The organism is Acidovorax sp. Leaf160 (assembly GCF_001424265.1).
GTDB lineage: Bacteria > Pseudomonadota > Gammaproteobacteria > Burkholderiales > Burkholderiaceae_C > Paracidovorax.
Genome location: NZ_LMOV01000001.1, coordinates 177,568 through 202,095, shown reverse-complemented (window position 1 = coordinate 202,095; position 24,528 = coordinate 177,568). Strand labels below are relative to the sequence as shown.

The following is a 24,528-nucleotide window of genomic DNA, read 5'->3' as shown; positions in this document are numbered from 1 at the left end:
TCATGCCGGCACCCCGGTGCGTTCGGCCACGCGCATCACGGCGCTGCGCGAGCGGGGGTTGGCCGCCACTTCGTCGGCACCCGGCTTGATGCGGTCCAGCGCGACGAGACGCATGGCCTGCGGCGGCGCGAAGGGCGCGCGCCGGTCATACACCTCTTTGGAATGCTGGGCGATGAACTGCTTGACGATGCGGTCTTCCAGCGAGTGGAAGCTGATCACCACCAGCCGACCGCTGGGCGCGAGCAGGCGCAGGCTGGCTTCTAGCGCCTGCTGCAGCTCTTCAAGCTCGGCGTTGATGAAAATCCGAAGAGCCTGGAAAGTGCGCGTTGCGGGGTTCTGGCCGGCTTCGCGGGTCTTGACCGCGCCAGCCACGAGGTCGGCCAGCTCTGCGGTGGTTGCGAGTGGGCCGCGTTCCTGCCGACGCGCAACAATCGCCTTTGCAATGGGGCCAGCAAACCGCTCTTCGCCGTATTCACGTATCACCTCCGCAATCTGGCCGACTTCGGCCTCGGCCAGCCACTCGGCCACGCTCTGGCCACGCGTGGTGTCCATGCGCATGTCGAGCGGGCCGTCGAACCGGAAACTGAAGCCGCGCTCGGGGCTGTCGATCTGCGGCGAGCTCACGCCCAGGTCCAGCAGCACGCCGGCGGCGCTGCCTTCCGGCAGCTCGGACAGGTTCCGGAAACCTTCATGACGAATGGCAAAACGCGCATCGGTGATGCGCGCTGCCTCTTGGATGGCTTCAGGGTCCTTGTCGAACGCGATGAGCCGCCCCGCGGGCCCCAGCCGCAGCAGGATGCGGCGCGAATGCCCGCCGCGGCCGAAGGTGCCATCGACGAACGTGCCGGACGGCGAAGGGCCGGCGGCGCCCAACAGGGCATCGACCGCTTCCGCGAGCAGAACGGTGGTGTGTTGCAAAGAGGAATCCACCGGCAGCCCTAGAAAGAGAAATCCTGAAAGACGTCGGGCATGGCCGCCTGCATGGCTTCGGCCTCCTTGGCCTCGTAGGTGGCCTTGTCCCAGAGCTCGAAATGGTTTCCCATGCCCAGCAGCATCGTGTCGCGGCTGATGCCGGCGGCTTGCCGCAGTTCGGGCGACACCAGCACCCGGCCGGTGCCGTCCATGTCGACGTCCTGCGCATTGCCGAGAAAGATGCGCTTCCACCACTGGGCCGACATGGGCAGCTCGGCGATGCGCTCGCGGAACTTCTCCCATTCGGGACGTGGGAACAGCATCAGGCAGCCATGCGGATGCTTGGTGATGGTGAGCTGGCCGCCCGCCGTGGCCGAGAGGACGTCACGATGCCGGGTCGGCACGGACAGCCGCCCCTTGGCATCGAGACTCAGCGATGACGCCCCTTGAAACACGGTTTGGAACCCCAGATGGGTGGCGACCGCTTGAGCCCGGAATGGAACTCAAAAGGCACTTCTCACCACTTAATTGCACTTTTTCCCACTGTAGCAGCAAACGCACAGCGATCCCGGACGGGTGCAACAAAATTTTGCAATGAAATCAACGACTTAGGCGGTATTCCTGAGGTTGGAAACCGACAAAATCCTTATCTTGCAAGCACTTAGGTGGTGGTGTGCATGTGAAACCTGAAGCAGTGGCTACTGCGCCGCCGTCAGCACTACAAAATGTATCTGGACAGGTCCTCGTCCTGGCTCAGAGTCTGCAGCCTCTCGTCCACATAGGCGGCATCGATGCTCACGTGCTGGCCCGACAGCCGGGCAGCGTCGAAGCTCACATCGTCCAGCAGCCGCTCCATCACGGTGGAGAGCCGGCGCGCGCCGATGTTTTCGGTGCGCTCGTTCACCTCGAAGGCGATGCGCGCCAGGCGGGTGATGCCTTCGGGCGTGAATTCGAGGGTCACACCTTCGGTGGCGAGCAATGCCTGGTACTGCTTGACCAGCGACGCATGGGTTTGCGTCAGGATCGCCTCGAAATCCTGCACCGACAGCGACTCCAGCTCCACGCGGATCGGAAAGCGCCCCTGCAGCTCGGGGATCAGGTCGCTGGGCTTGCTCAGATGGAACGCGCCGGATGCGATGAACAGCATGTGGTCGGTCTTGACCATGCCGTACTTGGTGGACACGGTGGTGCCCTCCACCAGCGGCAGCAGGTCCCGCTGCACGCCCTGGCGCGACACGTCCGAGCCGCTGGCTTCCTGCCGCGTGGCCACCTTGTCGATCTCGTCGATGAAGACGATGCCGTTCTGCTCTGCGTTCTGCAAAGCCCGGGTCTTCACGTCTTCCTCGTTGACCAGCTTGGCGGCTTCCTCGTCGGTCAGCTGCTTGAGGGCCTCGCCGATCTTGAGCCGGCGCGTCTTGCGGCGCTCCTGGCCCATCTGGCTGAACATGCCGCGCAGCTGCTCGGCCATGTCCTCCATGCCCTGCGGACCCATGATCTCCAGCTGCGGCCGGGCGTCGGCCACCTCGATGTCGATCTCCTTGTCGTCCAGCTCTCCCTGGCGCAGCTTCTTGCGAAACACCTGCCGGGCCGTGTTGTCGGTGGGCACGGGTTCGCCGGAGCGCGCGGGCTGTTCGGCCAGCGCATGGCGTGCCGGCGGCACCAGCACGTCGAGGATGCGGTCCTCGGCCGCGTCCTCGGCACGGGCGCGCAGGCCCTTCATGTCGGCTTCGCGCGTCTGCTTGACGGCCATCTCCACCAGGTCGCGGATGATCGAATCGACGTCCTTGCCGACATAGCCCACCTCGGTGAACTTGGTCGCCTCGACCTTGATGAAGGGTGCGTCGGCCAGGCGGGCCAGGCGGCGCGCGATCTCGGTCTTGCCGACGCCGGTGGGCCCGATCATGAGGATGTTCTTGGGCGTGATCTCGTGGCGCAGGCTGCCTTCCACCTGCTGGCGGCGCCAGCGGTTGCGCAGTGCGATGGCCACGGCGCGCTTGGCGCCCTTCTGGCCGACGATGTGGTGGTCGAGTTCGGAGACGATTTCCTGGGGGGTCATGGAGGACATGCAGCGCCTTCCTTTGAGGGATTCAATGTGAAAAGTGCCGCCTGCGCCCGTCGAATCAGGGCAGACAGCTATTCATTCGATAGCAAAAGCAAGGCGGCGCAGCGGCACGGCCGGTCCGCCTGGGCGCTCAGAGCGTCTCGATGGTGTGGTTCATGTTGGTGTAGATGCACAGCTCGCCGGCAATCGCCAGCGACTTGCGCACCACGTCCTCGGCCGACAGCTCGGTGTGGCTCAGCAGCGCCTTGGCGGCCGAGTGGGCGTAAGCGCCGCCCGAGCCGATCGCCACGATGCCCTGCTCGGGCTCCAGCACATCGCCGTTGCCGGTGATGATGAGCGAGGCGCTGGCGTCGGCCACTGCCAGCATGGCCTCCAGGCGGCGCAGCACGCGGTCGGTGCGCCAGTCCTTAGTCAGCTCGATGGCGGCGCGGGTCAGGTGGCCCTGGTGCTTTTCCAGCTTGGCTTCGAATCGCTCGAACAGGGTGAACGCATCCGCCGTGGCGCCGGCAAAGCCCGCCAGCACCTTGCCGTGGTAGAGCTTGCGCACCTTGCGCGCCGTGCCCTTGACCACGATGTTGCCCAGGGTGACCTGGCCGTCGCCGCCGATGGCGACCTGGATGCCGTCCGCCGTCTGGCGGCGAACGCTGAGAATGGTGGTGCCGTGAAACTGTTCCATAGCGCCCGCAGATCGGGGCGGAACGGCGTTTTGCAAGCGCAACGGGCGCCGGGACAATCCCGGGAAGGCTCCGCTTGGAACGGACCGGGGCTCAATTCGTGCGGGGCACGACGCGGGCGTGTTCGTTGATGCCGATCACGTTGAAGAACACCGCCACCAGCCGGGGCAGCCGCACGAAGTGCACGCTGCGACCCTGCGCCTCCAGGTCGGCCGTCCAGTTCAGCACCGACCCGGCGGCCGCGAAATCGACGCGGATGAGCTTGTCGCAGACCACCACCAGCGGCGCGCCTGCCGGCACCATGTCCAGCAGCGGGGCCAGCAGCGCACCGGCGTCGCCTTCCACGCGGCCGCGCAACTCGGGCATCGGCTCGTCGATGTGCGCGGGGCGCGAAATCTCGAAGCCGGGGCCCGAGTGCGGATCGTCCATCGGCGCCAGCGAAAGGCCGCCGGTGGCGCCTTCGCCGTCGTCGCTGTAGCTGCAGCGTGGCGCGGCCCATGACGGGGGCGACACTTCGTAGGTGACGCAGTAGTCCAGCGCCACCAGCTCGAATTCCTCGGGCCGGTTCATCAGCCGCAGGGCCGCCATGTGCAGGCGCCAGCCCTGGGGTTCGGCCGTGCGGTCGCCCGAAGGCGTGATCTGCTGCAGCACACCGAGCAGACTGCCGACGCCGTGGAACACCAGTTGCAGGTTCTGGTCCGCCCACTGCCCGAAAAGGTCGGCCAGCGCAGCCACGGCCGCCGGCTCGATGGCGTGCAGGCGGGACCAGGTGAGCACGCACGGCCCGACGGCGCGTTGGACGGAGGCCTGCAGCGCCGCCACCGACTGCAGTGCCAGGGTGGGAGGTGCAGACCACTTGAATTCGCGGGGCGACGGCACCGCCGCAGCGTCGCCCGGCGTGGCGGCCTCGGCACCGACCAGCGCCGGCAGCGAAAACCAGAGCGGCGCGGAGCGGTGGAACATCGCCGCGAAATCGATGGCGAGCGCGTCGAAGCGCTCATGTTCGCCCGTCGCCCGGTAGAGATCGAACAGCGTCATCCAGATCTCGAGCTGCTGCGCCGGTGCGTCGCCGGCATGCAGTGCCAGCACGTCGCGCAAGGCGGCCTCGGCACCGGCATGGTCGCCGTTGGCGAAGCGGATGGCGGCTTCCTCAAGATCGGGCTCGTGCACGAATTCGGGCGCCGCCTCCAGTTCGGCGCGCTGCTGCCCTGCGGCGGCCTGCTCGGCGTCGCCGTCCGCGGGCGACGTGCGGAATGCGTCGGGCGGCGACAGCGGTGCACGCGCGCTGGACGAGCCGGGGGCGCCCAATCGGCTGTCGTGCGGGAACAGCGCCTGCGCCTCGGGCGCGCGAGCTGCGGTCGCGGACTCGGGATAGCGCCCCAGGTCGGCCGGCAGGCTGGCGGGCTCCGTGGGCGCGAAGGCCTGGGCGTCGTGGGCGGGGGGGCCTGACAGGCCTGGCAGCGGCCGGGCCGCAGGCTGCAGGACGTCGCCCTGCGCGGATGCGGTTCCGAGGGCGCTCGCGGACGCCAGGGACGGTGCGGGGTTCGAGTCGCCCGCCGTCGCAGCCAGCGCCGCCGAGGCGGCGGAGGGAGGGGACTGACGGGAAGGCACCTCGGGGCCGCCGCCCTTCCACCACTGCTGCGACATCTGCGCCTCGATCTCGTCGATCTTCTTGAGCGTGCCGGCCCGGTCATCGGGTTGCGGCGAAAAGCTGCTCTGGAAGAACGAGGGGCGCGCGGTCGGGTCTTCGATGCGCTGGCCCTGCAGGGCTTCGCGCTGGCGCAGCTTGCGCAGCTGATCGAACTCACGGCGCCGCACGAAGTCGTTGCGGCGCTTGCGCTCGATCATCTCCTTGAGCATCTGCTTGCTGTACTGGCTTTCCCGGTCCTCGTCGATGGAGTCCAGCTCGGCCCAGTTGACGGTCGGGTTGCGCACGAACCGCGCCATCTTGGACAGCAGGCCACCAGGCGAATCTTCCTTGGTCATGCAGTAGGGCGCGCGGAGCGTGTGAGACGGTTGTGGCAGCGTATCGATCTGGCGGTCGCCCGGGAAGCCGTACGGCGCCCTCAGTCGCCGAACATCTTCTGCTTGAGTTCGCGGCGCTGCTGGGCTTCCAGCGACAGCGTGGCGGTGGGGCGTGCCAGCAGGCGGCCGACGCCGATGGGCTCGCCGGTTTCGTCGCAGTAGCCGTAGTCGCCGGCGTCGATGCGGGCGATGGACTGCTCGATCTTCTTGAGCAGCTTGCGCTCGCGGTCGCGGGTGCGCAGTTCGAGGGCGTGTTCTTCCTCGATGGTGGCGCGGTCGGCCGGATCGGGCACGACGACGGTGTCTTCGCGCAGGTGCTCGGTGGTTTCACCGGCACTGTTGTGGATGTCCTGCTTGAGCTGAACGAGCTTGCGGCGGAAGAACGCCATCTGCTTGTCGTTCATGTATTCGCTGTCAGGCATGGCCATGACTTCGGCATCGGACAGCTCTTCGACCGCCTTGGTCTTCCAGTTGTTGGCCAGCTTGGGATCTTTCTTGGCGGCCGCCACGGGGGATTGGGCTTGCAGGGTGGTAGGCATGGTAGGTATTGAGCTGGCTGTGGCGATCCGAAAGGGAAGCCACCGTGGGTTCCAAAGATGGTACGGTCATTCGGAGGGGACGGCTTGGCGAATTCAAGCATTCCGAAACAGCGCGAGCGGCCGGTGGGGCCACCGCGCGTCGAGTGGAATGCAAGGAAGTTTCCGCTGCTGCTTCGTCTCCTGTCTCCTGGCCCGTGAAGGGGCTGACCCGGTGGGCGCTCCCGGGGTTTTGCCGGGGCGCGATTGTATCCACCTGCGCCCGGGGGGAAACCCCCTGCGGCGCCCCTGGCGGAAAACGCGGCGCTCTCCTACGCCAGGCGCCCTGCCCGCGGCTCGCCCACCGGCCGATCAGCTCCTCAGACCAGGCACTGCTCCAACCCCTGCAGGAAGATGTCCCGGGGCAGCTCGATGCCGATGAACACCATCTTGCTCATGCGCTGTTCGCCCTCGGCCCACTGCGGGCCCAGGTCGCTGCCCATCAGCTGGTGCACGCCCTGGAAGATCACCTTGCGTTCGGTGCCCTTCATGTAGAGCACGCCCTTGTAGCGCAGCATGCGCGGGCCGTAGATGTTGACGATGGCACCCAGGAAGTCTTCCAGCTTGGCGGGGTCGAACGGCCGCTCGGCCCGGAAGACGAAGCTCTTGACGTCGTCGTCATGGTGGTGATGGTGCCCCTGGCCGTGGTCGTGGGCATGCGACGGGTGGTTGCAGGCCTCGCCGGGCGCATGGTCGTGACCGTGGTGGTCGTGGTCGTGGCCGTGGTCTCCATGGCCGTGCCCGTGGCCGTCCTCCTTGAGGAATTCGGGGTCGATGTCGAGCTTGGCGTTCAGGTTGAAGCCGCGCAGGTCCAGCACTTCGGCGATCGGCACCTCGCCGAAATGCACGGCCTTGATCGGTGCGCGGGGGTTCATGTGCTTGAGCCGGTGGATCAGCGCGTCGGTGTCCTCCGCCGTGACCAGATCGGTCTTGGACAGGAAGATCTGGTCGGCGAACCCGACCTGGCGGCGCGCCTCCTGGCGGTCGTTCAACTGCTGGGCCGCGTGCTTGGCGTCCACCAGCGTGATGATCGAGTCGATCAGGTAGGTCTCGGCGATTTCCTCGTCCATGAAGAAGGTCTGCGCCACCGGGCCGGGGTCGGCCACGCCGGTGGTCTCGATCACGATGCGGTCGAATTCCAGCAGGCTCTTGCGGCGCTTGGCCGCCAGCAGCTGCAGCGTCTCGCGCAGGTCTTCGCGGATCGTGCAGCAGATGCAGCCGTTGCTCATCTGCACGATCTGCTCTTTCGAGTCGGTCACCAGGATGTCGTTGTCGATGTTCTCTTCGCCGAACTCGTTCTCGATGACGGCGATCTTCTGGCCGTGCGCCTCGGTCAGCAGGCGCTTGAGCAGGGTGGTCTTGCCGGAGCCCAGGAAGCCGGTGAGGATGGTGACGGGAATGAGGGACATGGTCGACGGCGCTTTCGGGAAGGAAGAAGGAAAGAGGAAGAAGGACTGCGGCCTGGACGGCGCGGCACCGGAGCGGAACGGGGCGAGGCAGGCGATTTCCAAAGTTTAGCGAAGCTGTCAAGCCCCAGAAGCGCCCGGGAATCCCGCCATCAAACGGCTTGGACCTATGCACTTGGTTACATAGTTCGCTATCGATCGCCAGAATGGATCGCCAATTTCTTTCCCCCCAACGTGCCGGCCATGGAACTTCAACTGACCGCCGACCTGCTGGACTCTCTCGGCATCGCGCTGTGCGCCTTCGACTCCCAGGAACGGACGGTCCTGTGGAATGCCTCGTTCCTGCGGCTCTTTCCCGAACACGATGGCCACGTGCATGCGGGCGAGCCCTATGTCGACAACCTGCGGCGCTTCTACCTGCGGCGGCTGGCGCCCGAAGACCTGCCCTACATCGACCGTTTCATCGCCGATGGGCTGCAGCGATTCCGCTCGCAGACCCAGCCCTTCGTGTTCCTGCACCACGGCCGCTGGCTGCGCGTCGCCGTGGGGCCGCTGCCCGCCGGCGGGCAGCTGCGCGTCTGGCTGCAAGTGGCGACGGACGGCGAGTTCCCGGGAGGGTCCCTGGCTCCAGCGAGCCTGCCCCACCCCCCGCTGGTGCTGCCCGCCAACACGCAACAGATGCTGGAAGACATGGGCGAAGCCGCCACGGTGATGGACGGAGAAGGCCACATCCTGCTGGCGAATGACCGCTTCCTCAGGCTGTACGGCGTGCCGTCCAGGTCGGCCCTCCAAGTCAGCACCTACTCCCAGATCGTGCAGCAGCTGTGGGACGCCCCCCAGCATGCGCAGGAGCGCGCGCAGCGCGACCAGGATCTGGCTGCCGCCCTGCGCGATGCCGCCCTTTTCGCAGGCGCCCCCTTCGAGCTGCCCCTGCCGGGGCATCGCTGGCTGCGCGTGTCCATGAACCGCAGCGCCGGTGGCCAGAGCTATGCGCTGCATACCGACATCAGCGGCATCAAGCGCAACGAGAGCGAGCTGCGCGCCAGCGAGCAGCAGCTGCGCATCCTGGCGGAGCAGTTGCGCAGCGAAACGCAGCGCGACATGCTGACCAGCTTGCTCAACCGCCGCAGCCTGCATGCGCTGCTGCAGGAGCTGTGCAGCCAGCCGGGGCGGCATGCGCTGCTGTTCATCGACCTGGACGGCTTCAAGTCCGTGAACGACCAGGCCGGCCACGCCGCGGGCGACCAGGTGCTGCAGCAGGTGGCCGCGCGCCTGACCCGCTGCGTGCGTCAGGGCGACACGCTGGTGCGGCTGGGTGGCGACGAATTCGTGATGGTGCTGCCGCACTGCCCCGAGGAGCCGGCCCGGCGGACGGCCCGGCAGATCGTCGATGCCCTCCACGACAAGCCCTTCACGCTGGAGGACGGACGCGGCTTCCGCATTGGCGCCAGCATCGGACTGCGCCTCTTCGGCGGCGCGGCGGGGTCGGCCGAGGCCGTCGAAGACCTGCTCGCCGATGCGGATGCCGCCTGCTATGCCGCCAAGCGGGCCGGACGCAGCCGCGTCGAGATGGCCTCGGCCCCCGCTGCGCCTGCCGCGCCTGCCGCGCCTGCCGCGCCTGCCCCGCCCCCCGCCGCGCCTGCCGAGCCCGCCGCGCCTGCCGAGCCCGCCGCGCCTGCCTCGGCCCCCTCGCCCGCCGGCCGCCCGCGCTGACGCGGGTCAGCCCTTGCGCATCACCGACAGTCCCTTGAGGTACTCGCCCTCCGGAAACTCCAGCGTCATCGGATGGTCGGGAGCGCCCGCCAGGCGTTCCTGGATGTAGCCGTCCACGCCCGCGTCGGCACCGGCCGAGGCGACGATCTTGTGGAACAGGTCGGCGCTGATGCCGCCCGAGCACGAGAAGGTGAACAGCACGCCGCCCGGCTCCAGCAGCTGCAGCGCCAGGCGGTTGATGTCCTTGTAGGCCCGCGCGGCCCGGTCGGCGTGCGCGGCGGTGGGGGCGAACTTCGGCGGATCGAGCACGATGGCGTCGAAGGTGCGCCCTTCCTTCAGGAACTGCCGCAGCGAGGCGTTCACGTCGGCATCCAGGAAGGTGGCGCGCGATGCGTCGAAGCCGTTGAGCGCGACGTGGGCGCGCGCCCGCTCCAGCGCCGGGCCGGACGAGTCGATCGACGTGACATGCCCGGCCCCGCCCGCCAGCGCCGCCACGGAGAAGCCGCCGGTGTAGCAAAAGCAGTTCAGCACGCGCTGCGAACCCAGCCGCCGCACGGTGCTGAAAAAACGCTGGCGGCTGTCGCGCTGGTCCAGGTAGAAGCCGGTCTTGTGGCCCTCGGCGATGTTCAGGGTGAGCCGCCAGCCGTGCTCGCGCAGCGAGCGCTCCACCGGCACCGGCGCGCCGTCTGCGGCGGTGCCGCCGCGCAGCCAGCCGGTGGCGGGCTCCAGGCCCTCCAGCTGGCGCACGCTGGCATCGGAGCGCTCGTAGAGGTGCCGCGCGCCGGTGGCCTGCAGGAGCGCATCGGCCAGCACATCCTTCCAGCGCTCGGTGCCGGCACTGGTGAATTGCGCCACCAGCACGGCATCGTCCCCGTCGCCATAGCGGTCCACGATCAGCCCGGGCAGCCCGTCCGATTCGCCGTGCACCAGACGCACGCCATCGCTTTCGATGTCGAACCGGGCCCTGGCGGCGATGGAACGTTCGCAGGCAGCGACGAAAAAGGGCGCCTCGATGCGCTGGCGCTCGTCGAAGCTCCAGACCCGGGCCCGGATGCGCGACTGCGGGCTGAACGCGGCCCACGCCAGGAACTGGCCGTCGGCGGATTCGACCCGCACCGTCTCGCCGCTGTCGCCGCCGCCCTTGGCGATGGCCGACTCGAAGATCCAGGGGTGGCGGCGCAGGAGCGAGCGCTCCTTGCCGGGTCGCAAGCGAATGGTTTTCATGGGGGCGTATTGTCGCGGCTCGGCCGGTGGCGGGAGCGGGCGGCGCGCCGCACCTGTTTGCTATACTTTTAATAGCAAAAGACCCAGCATATACAGGCGCTGGAGGCATTTTTCACTAAGAAAGAGACAGCCAGCTGGCGCGCACGCAGCGGCCGGCTGCGGGTTTTTCTTGCTGCCGGCCACCGCCTGCCGAGCTACGCTGGTCGCGCCATGTCCCCATCTGCGCCATCTGCTGCCTCGTCCCCCGCCGCGCTCCTGCCCGCCGGCATCACCGTCCTGGAGCGCGGCTGGCTGTCGGCCAACAACATCCTGCTGACCGGCGCCGACGACGCCGACGACGCCGCTCTGGTCGACAGCGGCTACTGCACCCACGCCGCGCAGACCGTGGCGCTGGTCACGGCCAGCCTGGGCGGGCTGCCGCTCAGGGCGCTGGTCAACACCCACCTGCACAGCGACCACTGCGGCGGCAACGCGGCGCTGCAGGCGGCGTTCCCGGCGTTGCGCACGCTGGTGCCGCCCGGCCAGGCGGCCCATGTGCGCGACTGGAACCCCGACGCCCTGAGCTACACCCCCACCGGGCAGGACTGCCCGCCGTTCCGGCTGGACGGCGTGCTGCAGCCCGGCAGCAGCGTGCGCCTGGGCGGGCGCGACTGGCAGGTGCATGCGGCACCGGGGCACGACACGCATTCCGTCGTGCTGTTCGAGCCGGAGCATGCGGTGCTGATCTCGGCCGACGCGCTGTGGGAGAACGGCTTCGGCGTGGTCTTTCCCGAGCTGGAGGGCGAGCACGCCTTCGCCGAAGTCGCCGCCACGCTGGACCGCATCGAGGCGCTGGCGCCGCGCATCGTCATTCCGGGCCATGGCCCGGTGTTCACCGACGTGGCGCAGGCTCTCGCCACCGCCCGCCGCCGGCTGGATGGGTTCGTGCGCGCTCCGGACCGCCACGCGCTCTACGCGGCCAAGGTGCTGCTGAAGTACAAGCTGCTGGAATGGCAGCGCGCGCCCCTGGCCCAGGTGCAGGGCTGGGCCGCGGCGACGCCCTATTTCGGCATGCTGCATGCGCGGTACTTCGCCGGCACGCCCTTCGACGGCTGGGCGGAGTCGCTGGTGCAGGCGCTGGAAGCCAGCGGCGCCGCACGGCGCGAGGGCGCCTGGCTGCACAACGCCTGACGGCGCACGCCTTCCACCGGCCCGCGCCCGCTGGGGGCCCCGCGCGCAGCTGACGCAGAGCCGCATTGCCGCGCCGCCACGCCACGCACCGGCCATTCCCCGCCCGGTGGGCACCCGCGCATCCCGGCAGCGCGCCCGGAATGTTGCGCCATCACGACAAATCCCCCGTTTTTCACCAGGCAATTGCGGAAATCGCCAGAGACCTCTCAGACGGAATCGCAAATGCATTTGATTCTTACTAATAATCCGGCCGCCCGTGTTACGTCCGAGAACATCATGAAACACTCCAGTTCCTTCAAGAAACCGCGCAGCCTGCGCCTGACGGGCGGTGTCGCCGCCTCCCTGTCCACCGCCGCCCTGCTGCCATGGGCCGCCCTGGCCCAGACGGGCGCTCCAGCCGCGGACGTCGCCCTGCCCACCGTCACGGTGCAGGAACAGGCCATCGACCCGAACCCGAACGCCGAGGTCGGCGCCCCCTACAAGGCCAAGACCTCCGCCGACGTGCGGCACACCCGGCCGCTGGCCGAAACGCCGCAGACGATCTCGGTGGTCACCAAGAACGCCATCGACGACTCGGGCTTCACCGACCTCAAGCAGATCCTGGCGGCGCAGCCCGGCATCACGCTGGGCACCGGCGAGAACGGCAACGCCTTCGGCGACCGCTACATCATCCGCGGCCAGGAAGCGCGCAGCGACGTGTTCGTGGACGGCCTGCGCGACCCGGGCATGACCACACGCGAGAGCTTCGCCGTCGAGCAAGTTGAAATCACCAAGGGCCCGAATTCCAGCTTCGCCGGCCGGGGCTCTGCGGGCGGCGCCATCAACGCCATCACCAAGCAGGCCACGCTGGACTACGACTTCACCCGCGCCTCGCTGGGCCTGGGCACCGACAGCCACCGCCGCCTGACGCTGGACGTCAACAAGGGCTTCACCGACCAGTTCGCCCTGCGCGCCAATGCCCTGGTGGGCAGCGAGGACGTGCCCGACCGCAGCCCCTCCGAGCGGCGGCGCAACGGCCTGGCGCTCTCGGGCCTCTGGGAAGTCAACCGCGACCTGTCGGTCACGCTCGACTACTACGGCCTGCGCGCCAAGGACAAGCGGCCCGACCTGGGTGCCTACCTGGTGGGCACCGTGCCCAGCCGCGTGCCCGCCCGCGGCGTGCCGGTCTACGCGCAGGACAACGACTTCGTGCAATCCGACGTGGACACCGTCACCGCGCGCATCGCCTACCGCTTCGCGCCCGACCTGAAGCTGACCAGCCTGACGCGCTACGGCACGTCCGACAACGGCTACGCCACCACCGGCGCCTCCAGCCGCACCGCGTTCGCCAACGGCCAGCCGCTGTTCGCCACTGCGGCGCTCGACAGCGGCCACACCGGCTGGCAGGACGTGAAGTACTTCGCCCACCAGAGCAACGTGCGCTGGGACACGCTGATCGGCGGCAAGAAGAACGAATTCATCTTCGGCGCCGAGTACACCGACCACCGCGTCAAGTCCGGCAGCTACGCCATCGCCAACAGCGGCGCCTTCAACTGCCGCGGCGCCGCCAATGCCACCGCCAACAATGCCTGGTGCATCACCGACGCAAACGGCAACGCGGTGAGCAACCTGGGATCGCTGGCCGGCCGCAGCTATTCGCGCACGGCCTGGAGCCGCGACTGGCAAGTCAAGACCTTCGCGCTGTCGGCCATGGACACGGTCGACCTGACCGACCGGTGGACGGCCTTCGGCGGGCTGCGGGCCGACTACTACCAGCTGGACATGCTCACCCGCAACGCCGCCAGCGGCGCGCAGACGGGCGACTACAGCTTCAACGACACGCTGCTCAACGGCCACCTGGGCGTGAGCTACAAGATCAACCCGATGGGCATGGTCTACGCCAGCTACGGCAGCGCGCAGGACATCAACGGCGGCGAACCCGATGCCGGCACCAGCAGCGGCTACGGCGGCCTGGTGCTCTACAACGGCAACGCCGCCGGCGCCAAGCCCGAGACCTCGCGCAACTTCGAGATCGGCACCAAGTGGAACCTGCTGGACGACAAGCTGCTGGCGACGGCGGCGGTCTTCCAGACCACCAAGCGCGACGTGATGGAAGGCGCCAACTACGACACCACCGGCACCTTCAACAGCGGCCGCAACCGCGTGCACGGCGTGGAGTTCGGCCTGGCCGGCAACCTCACGCGCGACTTCCAGCTGCAGGCCGGCGTCGCGTTCATGAAGTCCAAGGTGCTGCGCTCGTCCACCCCCGCCAACGTGGGCCAGCCGCTGAGCAACTTCGCCGACCGCTCGCTGTCGGTGCAGGGCAAGTACCAGCTCACGCGCGACCTGTCGGTCGGCGCCGCTGCACGCCATGAGAGCAACCGCTGCGGCGGCCAGCCCGACACGGCGGCGGGCCATGTGAACGGCGTCTGCTCGCAGCCGGTGCCCTCGTTCACCGTGTACGACCTGTTCGCGTCGTACCGCGTGAACAAGCAGTTCGACATCCGGCTGAACGTGCTGAATGCGACCAACAAGGACTACTACACCGCCGTGTACCGCTCGGGCGCATTCCTCTACAAGGGTGACGCACGCGCCGTGCGCCTGACGCTGAACTACGATCTGTGACCCGGCTTGGGCCGCGCGCGCTGGCCATGACACGGCAGCGCCTGCCGCCCCCCGCCCTGCCAGCGCAGGGCAGGGCCTTGCACCCCGCCCTGCCAGCGCAGGGCGGGACCTCTCAACCGGCCCTGCCCGCGCGGGGCCGGACCTGTTTCCACCGATGAAGCCCACCCCGCCCTTGCCGCCACCGACCAGCCCCCCCTCGGCGCCGCCCCTCGCGCCGCTGGAGCGTGTGCCCGAGGGCGCCTGGAACGCGGCCGACTACGAAAGCCTGGCCGCGCGCCACCTGGCGCCAGCGCACCGGGCCTACGTGGCCGGCGGCAGCGGCTGGGACACCACGGTCGCGGCCAACCGGGCGGCGTTCGGGCGCTGGGCGGTGGTGCCCCGCCTGCTGCGCGACGTGCGCGCCGGCCACACGCGGCTGTCGCTGGGCGGCCAGGCGCTGGCGCACCCGCTGCTGCTGGCGCCCGTCGCCTTCCAGCGGCTGGCCCACCCGCGCGGCGAGGCGGACACAGCCCGGGCCGCCCACGCCACCGGCGCCGGCTTCATCGCCAGCACGCTGTCTTCGCTGCCGCTCGAGGCCATCGCCCAGGCCGCCGGACCGGTGCGCTGGTTCCAGCTGTATTTCCAGCCCGCGCGCGAGACCACGCTCGACCTGGTGCGGCGCGCCGATGCGGCCGGCTACACCGCCCTCGTCGTCACGCTGGACGCTTCGATCCAGCTGGCCAGCCGCAGCGCGCTGCGCGCGGGCTTTCGCATGCCGGCGGCGGACGGGCTGGCGGGCAACCTGGCCGGCTACCCGGCCGGCGCGGCCACGGTGCTGGCCGAGGGCGAGAGCCGGATCTTCCAGGGCGCCATGCGCCACGCCCCGACCTGGGACGACCTGCGCTGGCTGCAGGCGCACACGCGCCTGCCCGTGTGGGTCAAGGGCGTGATGCACCCGGACGATGCGGTGGCGCTGCGTGCCGAAGGCGTCGCCGGCGTGGTGGTGTCCAACCATGGCGGCCGCAGCCTGGACGGCGCACCCGCCAGCCTGGCGGTGCTGCCGGCCGTGCGCGCGGCCGTGGGGCCGGGCTACCCGGTGCTGTTCGACGGCGGCGTGCGCACCGGCCACGACGCCTTCAAGGCGCTGGCGCTGGGCGCCGACGCGGTGCTGGTCGGCCGCCTGCAGGTGTACGCGCTGGCCGTGGCCGGCGCCGTGGGCGTGGCCCACATGCTGACCCTGCTGGTCGAGGAGCTGCAGGCCTGCATGGCGCAGGCCGGCTGCGCCAGCCTGGCCGACATCGGCGCGCACTGCCTCGCCGCCCAGCCCTCGCCCCCTGGCGACACCGCCGCCCACCCCGGCACCTGCATCGACGCCCACGACACGAACGCCCCGCCATGCTGATCTCCATCGACCAAGTCCTCTCCGCCGCCGAGGTGCGGCAGCTGCGCCAGTCGCTGGACGCCGCGCCGTGGACCGACGGCGCCGCCACCGCCGGCACGCTGGCGCAGGGCGTCAAGCGCAACCAGCAGCTGAGCGACGGGCTGCCGCTGGCGGCCGAGCTGGGCCGGCAGATCCTGGCGCGGCTGGCCGGCCACCCGCTGTTCGTCTCGGCCGCGCTGCCGCGCACCATCTACCCGCCGAAGTTCAACCGCTACGCCGGCGGCGGCAGCTACGGCGCGCATGTCGACAGCGCGGTCATGGCCGTGCCCGGCACGCACCAGCAGATGCGCACCGACGTGTCGGCCACGCTGTTCCTCTCCGCGCCCGAGGAATACGACGGCGGCGAGCTGGAGATCGAGGGGCCATTCGGTGTGCAGAGCGTCAAGCTCGCGGCCGGCGACCTGGTGCTGTACCCGTCCAGCAGCCTGCACCGCGTCACGCCCGTCACGCGCGGCGCGCGCGTCGCCTCGTTCTTCTGGATCGAGAGCCTGGTGGCCGACCCCACCGACCGCGCCCTGCTGTTCGACCTGGACCAGTCGATCCAGCGCATCACCCCGCTGCTGGCGGCGGACGATGCGCGGCTGGTGCAGCTGACGGGCGTCTATCACAACCTGCTGCGCCGCTGGGTGCGGCAGTGAGCGGCGCCCGGACCGGCCCCTCCCTGCCAACCACGACCACAACCCCGTACGCCCCATACGCCACCACGTCCACGAAAGCCACCATGAAGACCCTCACCGCCTCCCGTCTCGCCACCGCCGCCCTGCTGGCGCTGGGCGCCTGCAGCAGCGCCTTCGCCCACGGCAAGGTCGAATGCCCCGAACACCCCAAGGCGGAATGGCGCCCCCACACCGAACTGCAGCAGAAGCTGGAGAAGGAAGGCTGGGTGGTGCGCCGCATGGAGAAGACGCCGACCTGCTACGAGGTCTATGCGAAGGACCCGCAGGGCAAGCGCATCGAGGCCTTCTTCGACCCCAAGACCTTCGAGCGCGTTGAAGAGCGATAACCCTGCGGCCGTGCCGCCGCCCCCGGCGCAGCCCCGGGTGCGTGTATGGGACCGGCCCGTGCGGCTGATGCACTGGGCGCTGGCCGCGAGCGTGGCCACGGCCTGGCTGACGCGCAGCGACCTGGGCGTGCTGCATGAGGTCCATGAGATCGCCGGCTACGCTGCGGCGGCGCTGGTGGCGGCGCGCACCGCCTGGGGCTGGGCCGGCAGCCGCCACGCCCGCTTCGCGAGCTTCGTGCGTGCGCCGGCCGCCACCTGGCGCTATGCGCGGGACGTGCTGGCGGGCCGCGCCCAGCGCTTCGTGGGCCACAACCCGCTGGGCGGCTGGATGGTGCTGGCCCTGCTGGCCTGCACGGCCGCGCTGGGCCTGACCGGCTGGCTCTACACCACCGACCTGTTCTGGGGCTATGGCTGGCTGGCCGCCCTGCACAGCGGACTAGGCTGGACGCTGCTGGGACTCGTCGCACTGCATGTGGCGGGCGTGGCCTTCACCAGCTGGCAGCACCGCGAGAACCTGGTGGCCGCCATGTTCACCGGACGCAAGGCACCGCCCGCGGAGCCGGGCGACCACTGACGCGCTGCGGGTGCCGGACGGCAGCCCGGCCCGGCGCGGCGCGGCGGAGGAAGCGCACCCGGCCGCGGCCCGGATCAGCCAGCCGATCAGGCCCCCGCGCTTGAATGACACGCACCTCCAGCTATGCATTCGATAGCAAGCCGCGTTCTGGCGGAACCACAGCCTGTGGCGCCTTCGCCACAGCGATGCGGCCGGACACCGTACCGCCTTGGACTTCGCAATTGAGAATGAATATCATTGCCGAATCGAGCCGGGCCGTGTGGAAGGAGAGAGCTGCCGGCCCTGCTCGACAGCAGCCAGCCCTTCGGAGAGGCGCCGCTTCGTGGCGCCGCACGTCATGCCCTTGATCGCCCCGACCAGCCAGCCAATGCGCGATTCCATCCGGGGCATTCCATGGCACACAACACTACCTACATCAAGAGCCGCAAACACCTGACCGCGACGCGGCAGGCGTCCATCACCCATCTGGCCACCGCCACCTCGGCCGCCGCACTGCTGGCGCTGGGGCTTCCGGTCCAGGCGCAGAGCCCAGCCGACGGCACGGCAACCACCACCACCACCACAGCCACCACCCTGGCCGCCGCACCGGTCGCGACCGGCGCCACGCTCAAGGAAGTGAAGGTCGAATCCAGCCGCGACGCCGGCTACCAGCCGGGCGCCCCGTCGTCGCCCAAGTACACCCAGCCGCTGGTGGACACCCCCCAGACCATCACGGTCATCCGCAAGGAGGTGCTGCAGGACCAGGCCGCGACCACGCTGACCGACGCGCTGCGCAACACGCCCGGCATCACCTTCCAGCTGGGCGAGAACGGCAACACCGCCACCGGCGACGCCGTCTTCCTGCGCGGCTACGACACGCAGGGCAGCATCTTCGTGGACGGCGTGCGCGACGTGGGCACCATCGCCCGCGACATGTTCAACATCGAGCAGGTCGAAGTCATCAAGGGCCCGGCGGGCGCCGACATCGGCCGGGGCGCGCCCACCGGCTACATCAACCTCAGCAGCAAGCAGCCGGTGCGGGGCGACGTCTCCAGCGCCAGCCTGAGCGTGGGCACCGACGACCAGAAGCGCGTCACCGCCGACATCAACCGCAGCTTGAGCGACACCTCGGCCGTGCGCCTGAACCTGATGGCGCAAAACAGCGGCACCCCGGGCCGCGACTACGTGCGCGACCAGCGCTGGGGCTTCGCGCCCTCCGTCGCCTTCGGCCTGGGCACCGACACGCGCACCACGCTGCAATACCTGCACATGGACCAGAGCAACCGCCCCGACGGCGGCCTGCCCACCACGGGCCTGGCCGGCTACTACCTGGCGCAACTGGCCGCGCGCGGCGGCACCGGCCCGAAGGTGGACACCAGCAACTACTACGGCTGGCTGTCGGACCACGACGACGTCAAGGCCGACCAGCTGACCGCCAGATTCGAGCGCGACCTGGCGCCCGGCGTCACGCTGCGCAACCTGACGCGCTGGGGCCGCTCCACGCAGGACCTGGTGCTGACGGGCGCGTTCTCCAGCGGCCTCATCACCCCCAACGTGAACGACCCCGCCACCTGGACGATGCGCGTGCTGCCCCAGGGCAAGCACCAGCGCAACACCGTGCTGGCCAACCAGACCAACCTGACGGCCGACCTGGACGTGGGCGGCCTCAGGCACAACGTGACGGCCGGCCTGGAGCTGGGCCGCGAGGAGCAGGTGAGCCGCGCGCGCGCCGCCGTCATCGACGCCAGCAGCGGCGTGCGGGTGGTGTCCAACGGCACGGCCTCCTACCAGTCGTACGTCAACCTCTACAACCCCGACCCGAACCGCGCCTTCGTGCCGGTCGTCGACTCGGGCGCGCGCACCGAGGGCAAGGTCTCCACCGCAGCGCTCTATGCCTTCGACACGGTGGAATTCAACCGCCAGTGGCAGTTGAACGGCGGCCTGCGCTATGAGCACTACCGCACCGACTTCCACAGCGTGGCCGCCACCGGCACCACCACGGCGCCGGTCAACGCCGACGGCTCGGGCAACCTCTTCACCGGCAAGCTGGGGCTGGTCTACAAGCCGGCGGACAACGGCAGCATCTATGCGGCCTACGCCACCTCGGCCAAGCCGCCGGGCAGCGACTTCGCGCTGTCCACCGTGGACGCCAACATCAACAATCCCAACCGCGACCCGCAGAAGGCCCGCACGGCCGAGCTGGGCACCAAGTGGGAAGTGCTCGACCGCCAGCTGACGCTGACAGCCGCCGCCTTCCACACCATCAACCGCAACGAGCAGGTGACGCCGGACCCCGTCACGAACGAAACGATCCAGTTCGGCAAGACGCGCGTGCAGGGCCTGGAGCTGTCCGCCGCCGGGCAGATCACGCCGGCCTGGCAGGTGGTCGGCGGCGTGGCGCGCATCGACACCAAGATCGTCGAGGGCCCCAGCACGCAGAACCTGGCCGTGATCCGCTATTCGCCCAAGCTCACGGCCACGCTGTGGACCACCTACAAGCTGCCGATGGGCCTGACGGTGGGCGGCGGCGTGCGCTATGTGGACACGCAGATGCGATCGACCAGCAACGCGGCGATCACCGCCACCTCGTTCTTCCCCAAGGTGCCGAGCTACACGGTGTTCGACGCCATGCTGGGCTATGAAATCAACCGCAACGTGTCGCTGCAGCTCAACGTGTTCAACCTGGCCGACAAGTTCTACCTGGCGCGGGTCAACAACGCCGGCAACCGCTACATGCTGGGCGCGCCGCGCTCGGCGCTGCTGACGGCCAACGTGAAGTTCTGACCACCGCCGGCCCCGTCGTGGACAGCCCGGGCCAGCCAGGTCCGGGCTTTTTTGCGTTTCTTTCTTTGACTGGAGGCTTCCTCCCATGATGCTGCACATCCCCAACGTCCTCACCCGCGAGCAGGTGCGCCAGATGCGCGCGGCCATCGACGCCGCCGCCTGGGTGGACGGCCGCGCCACGGTGGGCGCGCAGGGCGCGCTGGTCAAGCACAACCGCCAGCTGCCGGAGAGCGACCCGGTGGCGCTGGAGCAGGGCCGCATCATCCAGCAGGCGCTGGCGGCCAACGCGCCCTTCTTCAGCGCCGCGCTGCCCGCGCGCCAGATGCCGCCGCTCTTCAACCGCTACACGGCGGGCGAAACCTACGGCCTGCATGTCGATGGCGCGGTGCGGAGCGTGCCAGGGGCGGCGGCGCCGTGGCTGCGCACCGACGTGTCGAGCACGCTGTTCCTGTGCGACCCCGAGGACTACGACGGCGGCGAGCTGGTGGTGGTGGACACCTACGGCACGCACGAGGTCAAGCTGCCGGCGGGCGACCTGATCGTCTACCCCTCCAGCAGCCTGCACCGGGTGGAGCCGGTGACGCGCGGCGAGCGGGTGTGCTCCTTCTTCTGGACGCAGAGCATGGTGCGCAGCGACGCGCAGCGCAGCATGCTGCTGGAGCTGGACCAGACCATCCAGCAGCTGCGCGCGCAGCTGGGCGAAACGCCGCAGACCGTGGCCCTCACCGGCCACTATCACAACCTGCTGCGCCTGTGGGCCGAGGTGTGACCGAGGTGTGACCTGCCGCAGCCGGCCCGATTTTCAAGCCAAATCAGGCTCCAGCGCTCTACCCACAATGGAACCATGCTATATATTTTATAGCATTATCCCTCAAGGCAGATCCTTGTTCGGCTCCGGCTTGGCCATGTCGCGCGGCCCCACCGTGCCCAGCCGGCCCTTCAGCGACTGCGGCTGGCCGGTGAGCATGGCCGAATACATGGTGGTGTTGGACAGCACCTTCTTCACGTAGTCGCGCGTCTCGGCGAAGGGCACGTTCTCGGCCCAGATGGCGGCGTCGATCACCGGGCCGTTGCGCCAGCTGCGCGGCCGGCCCGGGCCGGCGTTGTAGGCGGCGGCGGCCAGCGCCATGGAGCCATCGAAGTCGTCCAGCGCCAGCTTCAGGTAAGCGGTGCCAATGGTGATGTTGGTGTCGCGGTCGTTGATCTGGTCGGGCGTGAAGCCGGCCATGCCGATCTTGCGCGCCGTCCAGCGCGCCGTGGCGGGCATGACCTGCATCAGGCCCGAGGCGCCGACGCCGGAGCGGGCGTCCATGATGAAGCGGCTTTCCTGGCGGATGAGGCCGTAGACGTACGCCGGGTCCAGCCCGATGCCCTGCGCCCGGGCCACCACCGTGTCGCGGAACGGCATGGGAAAGCGCTGGTTCACGTCGAACGAGGCCTTGGTGCGCTCGCTGGTGTTGATGCAGCGGTCCCACACCTGCTGGCTGCAGGCCAGGTCGGCCGCGGCCAGCAGTTCGCGCTCGGCCAGGCCGCCGGGCGTGTGCAGGTTGGTGCCGTAGTTCCATTCGCGCACGCCTTCGCTGCGCAGACCCAGGGCGATGGCGTAGAGCCCGCGCGCCAGGCTGGGGTTGGCGCGGGCGGCGGCCTTTTCCTCAGGCGTGAGCGGCTGCGGCGCGGGCGGCACGGTCACGCGCTGGCCCAGCTCTTCCAGCGCCAGCTGCTCGTAGAAGCCGCTCGGGCCGGCGATGCGTTCCAGCAGCTTTTTGATCTCGGCGCGGTCGTCGTCGCCCGGCCGCTGGGCCAGCATCGTGCGCGCCTTCCAGTAGGTCCAGGTGGGTTCGCTGCGCGCCTCCGGGCTCATGGCGTCGATGGCGCGGCCGGCCACCTTCCATTGGCCGGCGCGCAGGGCGGCGCGCACCTTCCAGCCGAGCATGTCGTCGGTCAGGTCGCTGTCGCGGTTGGCGTTGGCGTAGTAGCCCAGCGCGTCGTCCGACAGCGAGCTGGCCGCCTGCCGGCCGATGGCGCCCCAGACCCAGTTGCGTTCCTCGGGCGAGAGCTGCACGCCCCACTTGCTGTCGAGCAGGCGGGCGGCCTGGCCCACGTCGGTGCGCGCCAGCTTGATGAGCGCCAGCACCACCAGTTCGTGGCTGACCTTGGTGGCGGCGCTGGCGCGGCCCGTCAGGTACTTCATCGGGCTGTCGAGCACCTCGCGCAGCTGCGGCAGGGCCTCGGGCGCGACGATCTCGACCGCGTCGCGCACCACGCGCGAGCGGTTGGCGTCGGCGCCCAGGCGGGCCTTGCGCCACACCTCCACCGGCTTGATCTTGCGGGCCGAGAACATCTCGGACGCGGCATGCGTGCAGCCGTCGTCGGCCTCGCGCTGGGCATACCAGAGGCGCAGCACCTCATCGGCGGCGCTGGCAGGCGCGTTGCCCTTGATCTGGTCGATGGTGATGGCATAGCAGCGCACCTCGCGGTCGTCGGACATGCGGTAGGCCGGGTGCATGTCGGCGAACTGCGCCCAGTCGCGGCGCTGGCCCAGCAGCAGCAGCCAGTCGTTGCGCAGGCGGTCTTCCTGGTAGCTGCCGGCATAGCGCTGCAGGAAGGCGCCGACCTCGGCCGGCTGGGCGTCGACCAGGCGGGCCTTCAGCTCCCAGTAGGCGGCCCAGGGTTCGAGGGCGTTGCCGCGGGCGTAGGGCAGCAGGCCGGTCAGCGACTGGCGGTCGCCCTTTCGGAAGGCTTTCTGCATCTCCAGCACGGCTTCGTCGCCCCGGTTTTGGGCCAGAACAGGCGCGGCCAAGGCCATCATCACGGCGCTGGCGCACAGCGGTGTCAGAATCTTGAGCAATTGCATTCGGGAATTATGTGATGGACAAAGCAGCCCTGCGCCGCGCACTGATTGAAGAGCGTCTGAATTTGCCCGACCGCCTGCGGCGCGCCGACCTGCTGCAGCGCGTGATGCGCATCTGGCTGGTGGACCGCCCGGACACGGTCATCGGCGCCTATTGGCCCATCAAGGGCGAGTTCGACCCCCTGCCCGCCCTGCACCGCTGGAAGGAGGACGGAGAACTGCTGGACCAGCCTTTGCGCCGCCGCATCGGCCTGCCGGTGGTGAACAAGCAGCACAAGACGCTGACCTTCCATGCCTGGTACCCGGGCTGCGAGATGGAGGAAGACGCCTACGGCATTCCCAAGCCCAAGGACACCGAGGTGATCGTGCCCACCCTGCTGTTCGTGCCCTGCGTGGGCTATGGCGCCGGCGGCTACCGCCTGGGCTATGGCGGCGGCTTCTACGACCGCACCCTGGCCACGCTGCAGCCGCGCCCGACCACCGTGGGCCTGGGCTTCACCAACGGCTTCCTCGAAGACTTCGAGCACGAGGCGCACGATCTGCCGCTGGATGCCATCCTGAACGACAACGGCGTGGTCTGGCCGATTTAAAGGCGATCCCTTGAGCGGCTTGCGCCGCTTCCCCCTTCTCTCGCCTCGCTGTGCGAGGCGGGAAGGGGGACGCAACCGGCGGCCTGGCAGAGCCAGTTCCGCGGTTGCACTGGCTTGGCCTGCTCCGCGGCCGCTCGACGGTTCAAGGACGGGGGCCGACCGGGATGATGCGCCCCAGGCATCAAACGGGGCTGCGCAATGCATCACTGGCGTGGCACGGCCTGGCTAGACTGGGCTCGTCACTCTCCTTTCTGAAAAGCCCGCCATGCTCCAGCTCTATATCGGCAACAAGAACTACTCCTCCTGGTCCATGCGCCCCTGGGTGCTGATGCGCCAGGCCGGCATCGATTTCGAGGAAGTGCTGGTGCGCTTCGACAGCTTCGCGGCCGATTCGGCCTTCAAGCAGCGCATCGCCGCCGTGTCGCCTACGGGCAAGGTGCCGGCGCTGGTCGATGGCGACCTGGTGGTGTGGGACACGCTGGCCATCGCCGAATACCTGGCCGAGCGCTTTCCCGACCGCGCCCTCTGGCCGGCCGATGCCCGCGCGCGCGCCGTGGCCCGCAGCGCCTGCGCCGAAATGCACAGCGGCTTCACCGGCCTGCGCGGTGCCTGCCCGATGAACATCGAGGCGCGCCTGCAGGGCACAGGCGCGCTGCTCTGGCGCGACAACGCCGCCGTGCGTGCCGACGTCGCCCGGCTGGTCAGCCTGTGGACGCAGCTGCTGGACGCGCACGGCGGGCCGATGCTATTCGGCGGCTTCACGGTCGCCGATGCGTTCTTCGCCCCGGTGTGCACCCGCCTCGTCACCTACGCGCTGCCGCTGCCGCCGCACATCCAGGCCTATGTGGACCGGGTGATGGCCCTGCCCGGCGTGCAGGCCTGGGTGCAGGGTGCGCTGGCCGAGAACGACTTCCGCGACTTCGAGGAACCCTATCGCCTGCGCGGCGGGCGGGGCTGAGGCC

The 24,528-nt window shown here is 69.4% G+C and carries 20 protein-coding genes; 11 read left to right on the top strand and 9 right to left on the bottom strand.

Annotated elements, in window-relative coordinates; translation table 11 throughout:
• The 7 genes from rsmH to ASF94_RS00820 all read right to left on the bottom strand — a co-directional run bounded on the left by rsmH (position 1) and on the right by ASF94_RS00820 (position 7,657).
• Positions 1-930 (bottom strand): 16S rRNA (cytosine(1402)-N(4))-methyltransferase RsmH, encoded by a 930-nt coding sequence (gene rsmH / locus ASF94_RS00850; RefSeq protein ID WP_056660149.1) that lies wholly within the window; start codon positions 928-930, stop codon positions 1-3.
• Between the two features lie 8 nt (positions 931-938).
• Positions 939-1,367, bottom strand: a complete 429-nt coding sequence (mraZ, locus tag ASF94_RS00845; RefSeq protein ID WP_056660146.1) for a division/cell wall cluster transcriptional repressor MraZ — start codon at positions 1,365-1,367, stop codon at positions 939-941.
• A gap of 263 nt (positions 1,368-1,630) precedes the next feature.
• On the bottom strand, positions 1,631-2,977 hold the full coding sequence (gene hslU / locus ASF94_RS00840; protein ID WP_056660143.1) for an ATP-dependent protease ATPase subunit HslU: 1,347 nt from the start codon (positions 2,975-2,977) through the stop codon (positions 1,631-1,633).
• Between the two features lie 127 nt (positions 2,978-3,104).
• A complete protein-coding gene (hslV, locus tag ASF94_RS00835; RefSeq protein WP_056660140.1) occupies positions 3,105-3,650 on the bottom strand; it encodes an ATP-dependent protease subunit HslV in 546 nt (181 codons plus the stop codon).
• Positions 3,651-3,741: 91 nt separating this feature from the next.
• On the bottom strand, positions 3,742-5,634 hold the full coding sequence (locus ASF94_RS00830) for an STAS domain-containing protein (protein ID WP_056660137.1): 1,893 nt from the start codon (positions 5,632-5,634) through the stop codon (positions 3,742-3,744).
• An 80-nt stretch (positions 5,635-5,714) separates the two neighbouring features.
• Positions 5,715-6,212, bottom strand: coding sequence for an RNA polymerase-binding protein DksA (dksA, locus tag ASF94_RS00825; protein ID WP_056660134.1), 498 nt, complete (start codon positions 6,210-6,212; stop codon positions 5,715-5,717).
• Between the two features lie 356 nt (positions 6,213-6,568).
• Positions 6,569-7,657, bottom strand: coding sequence for a GTP-binding protein (locus tag ASF94_RS00820; protein WP_056660132.1), 1,089 nt, complete (start codon positions 7,655-7,657; stop codon positions 6,569-6,571).
• Positions 7,658-7,897: 240 nt separating this feature from the next.
• On the opposite strand from ASF94_RS00820, the gene ASF94_RS00815 reads away from it, so the two are divergent.
• Complete coding sequence (locus tag ASF94_RS00815) at positions 7,898-9,367, top strand: sensor domain-containing diguanylate cyclase (protein WP_082492876.1); 1,470 nt, start codon at positions 7,898-7,900, stop codon at positions 9,365-9,367.
• 6 nt (positions 9,368-9,373) lie between these two features.
• Here ASF94_RS00815 and ASF94_RS00810 read toward each other — a convergent pair whose 3' ends face one another.
• Positions 9,374-10,591, bottom strand: a complete 1,218-nt coding sequence (locus tag ASF94_RS00810; protein ID WP_056660129.1) for a class I SAM-dependent rRNA methyltransferase — start codon at positions 10,589-10,591, stop codon at positions 9,374-9,376.
• A gap of 210 nt (positions 10,592-10,801) precedes the next feature.
• Here ASF94_RS00810 and ASF94_RS00805 point away from each other — a divergent pair, with 210 nt between their 5' ends.
• The 8 genes from ASF94_RS00805 to ASF94_RS00770 all read left to right on the top strand — a co-directional run bounded on the left by ASF94_RS00805 (position 10,802) and on the right by ASF94_RS00770 (position 20,894).
• Positions 10,802-11,761, top strand: a complete 960-nt coding sequence (locus tag ASF94_RS00805) for an MBL fold metallo-hydrolase (protein ID WP_056660125.1) — start codon at positions 10,802-10,804, stop codon at positions 11,759-11,761.
• A 276-nt stretch (positions 11,762-12,037) separates the two neighbouring features.
• Complete coding sequence (locus tag ASF94_RS00800; protein WP_056660123.1) at positions 12,038-14,365, top strand: TonB-dependent siderophore receptor; 2,328 nt, start codon at positions 12,038-12,040, stop codon at positions 14,363-14,365.
• A gap of 154 nt (positions 14,366-14,519) precedes the next feature.
• On the top strand, positions 14,520-15,746 hold the full coding sequence (locus ASF94_RS00795; protein ID WP_082492875.1) for an alpha-hydroxy acid oxidase: 1,227 nt from the start codon (positions 14,520-14,522) through the stop codon (positions 15,744-15,746).
• A complete protein-coding gene (locus ASF94_RS00790) occupies positions 15,740-16,423 on the top strand; it encodes a Fe2+-dependent dioxygenase (RefSeq protein ID WP_056660120.1) in 684 nt (227 codons plus the stop codon). Before ASF94_RS00795 ends, ASF94_RS00790 begins: the two co-directional genes overlap by 7 nt.
• Before the next feature lie 83 nt (positions 16,424-16,506).
• The gene (locus ASF94_RS00785) at positions 16,507-16,788 is read left to right on the top strand and encodes a PepSY domain-containing protein (protein WP_056660117.1); all 282 of its coding nucleotides are present in this window, start codon (positions 16,507-16,509) and stop codon (positions 16,786-16,788) included.
• On the top strand, positions 16,775-17,362 hold the full coding sequence (locus ASF94_RS00780) for a cytochrome b/b6 domain-containing protein (protein WP_235505195.1): 588 nt from the start codon (positions 16,775-16,777) through the stop codon (positions 17,360-17,362). The genes ASF94_RS00785 and ASF94_RS00780 overlap by 14 nt, the downstream gene beginning before the upstream one ends.
• A 393-nt stretch (positions 17,363-17,755) precedes the next feature.
• Positions 17,756-20,125 carry a catecholate siderophore receptor Fiu gene (locus ASF94_RS00775; protein ID WP_056660114.1) on the top strand — a complete coding sequence of 790 codons (2,370 nt, stop codon included), beginning with the start codon at positions 17,756-17,758 and terminating at the stop codon, positions 20,123-20,125.
• A gap of 85 nt (positions 20,126-20,210) precedes the next feature.
• Complete coding sequence (locus tag ASF94_RS00770; RefSeq protein ID WP_056660111.1) at positions 20,211-20,894, top strand: Fe2+-dependent dioxygenase; 684 nt, start codon at positions 20,211-20,213, stop codon at positions 20,892-20,894.
• Positions 20,895-20,996: 102 nt separating this feature from the next.
• Here ASF94_RS00770 and ASF94_RS00765 read toward each other — a convergent pair whose 3' ends face one another.
• Positions 20,997-22,979, bottom strand: coding sequence for a lytic transglycosylase domain-containing protein (locus ASF94_RS00765; protein WP_056660108.1), 1,983 nt, complete (start codon positions 22,977-22,979; stop codon positions 20,997-20,999).
• 14 nt (positions 22,980-22,993) lie between these two features.
• On the opposite strand from ASF94_RS00765, the gene ASF94_RS00760 reads away from it, so the two are divergent.
• Together ASF94_RS00760 and ASF94_RS00755 are read left to right on the top strand one after the other, a co-directional pair.
• The gene (locus ASF94_RS00760; protein WP_056660106.1) at positions 22,994-23,566 is read left to right on the top strand and encodes a 5-formyltetrahydrofolate cyclo-ligase; all 573 of its coding nucleotides are present in this window, start codon (positions 22,994-22,996) and stop codon (positions 23,564-23,566) included.
• Positions 23,567-23,831: 265 nt separating this feature from the next.
• On the top strand, positions 23,832-24,524 hold the full coding sequence (locus ASF94_RS00755) for a glutathione S-transferase family protein (protein WP_056660103.1): 693 nt from the start codon (positions 23,832-23,834) through the stop codon (positions 24,522-24,524).
• Positions 24,525-24,528 lie beyond the last annotated feature (4 nt).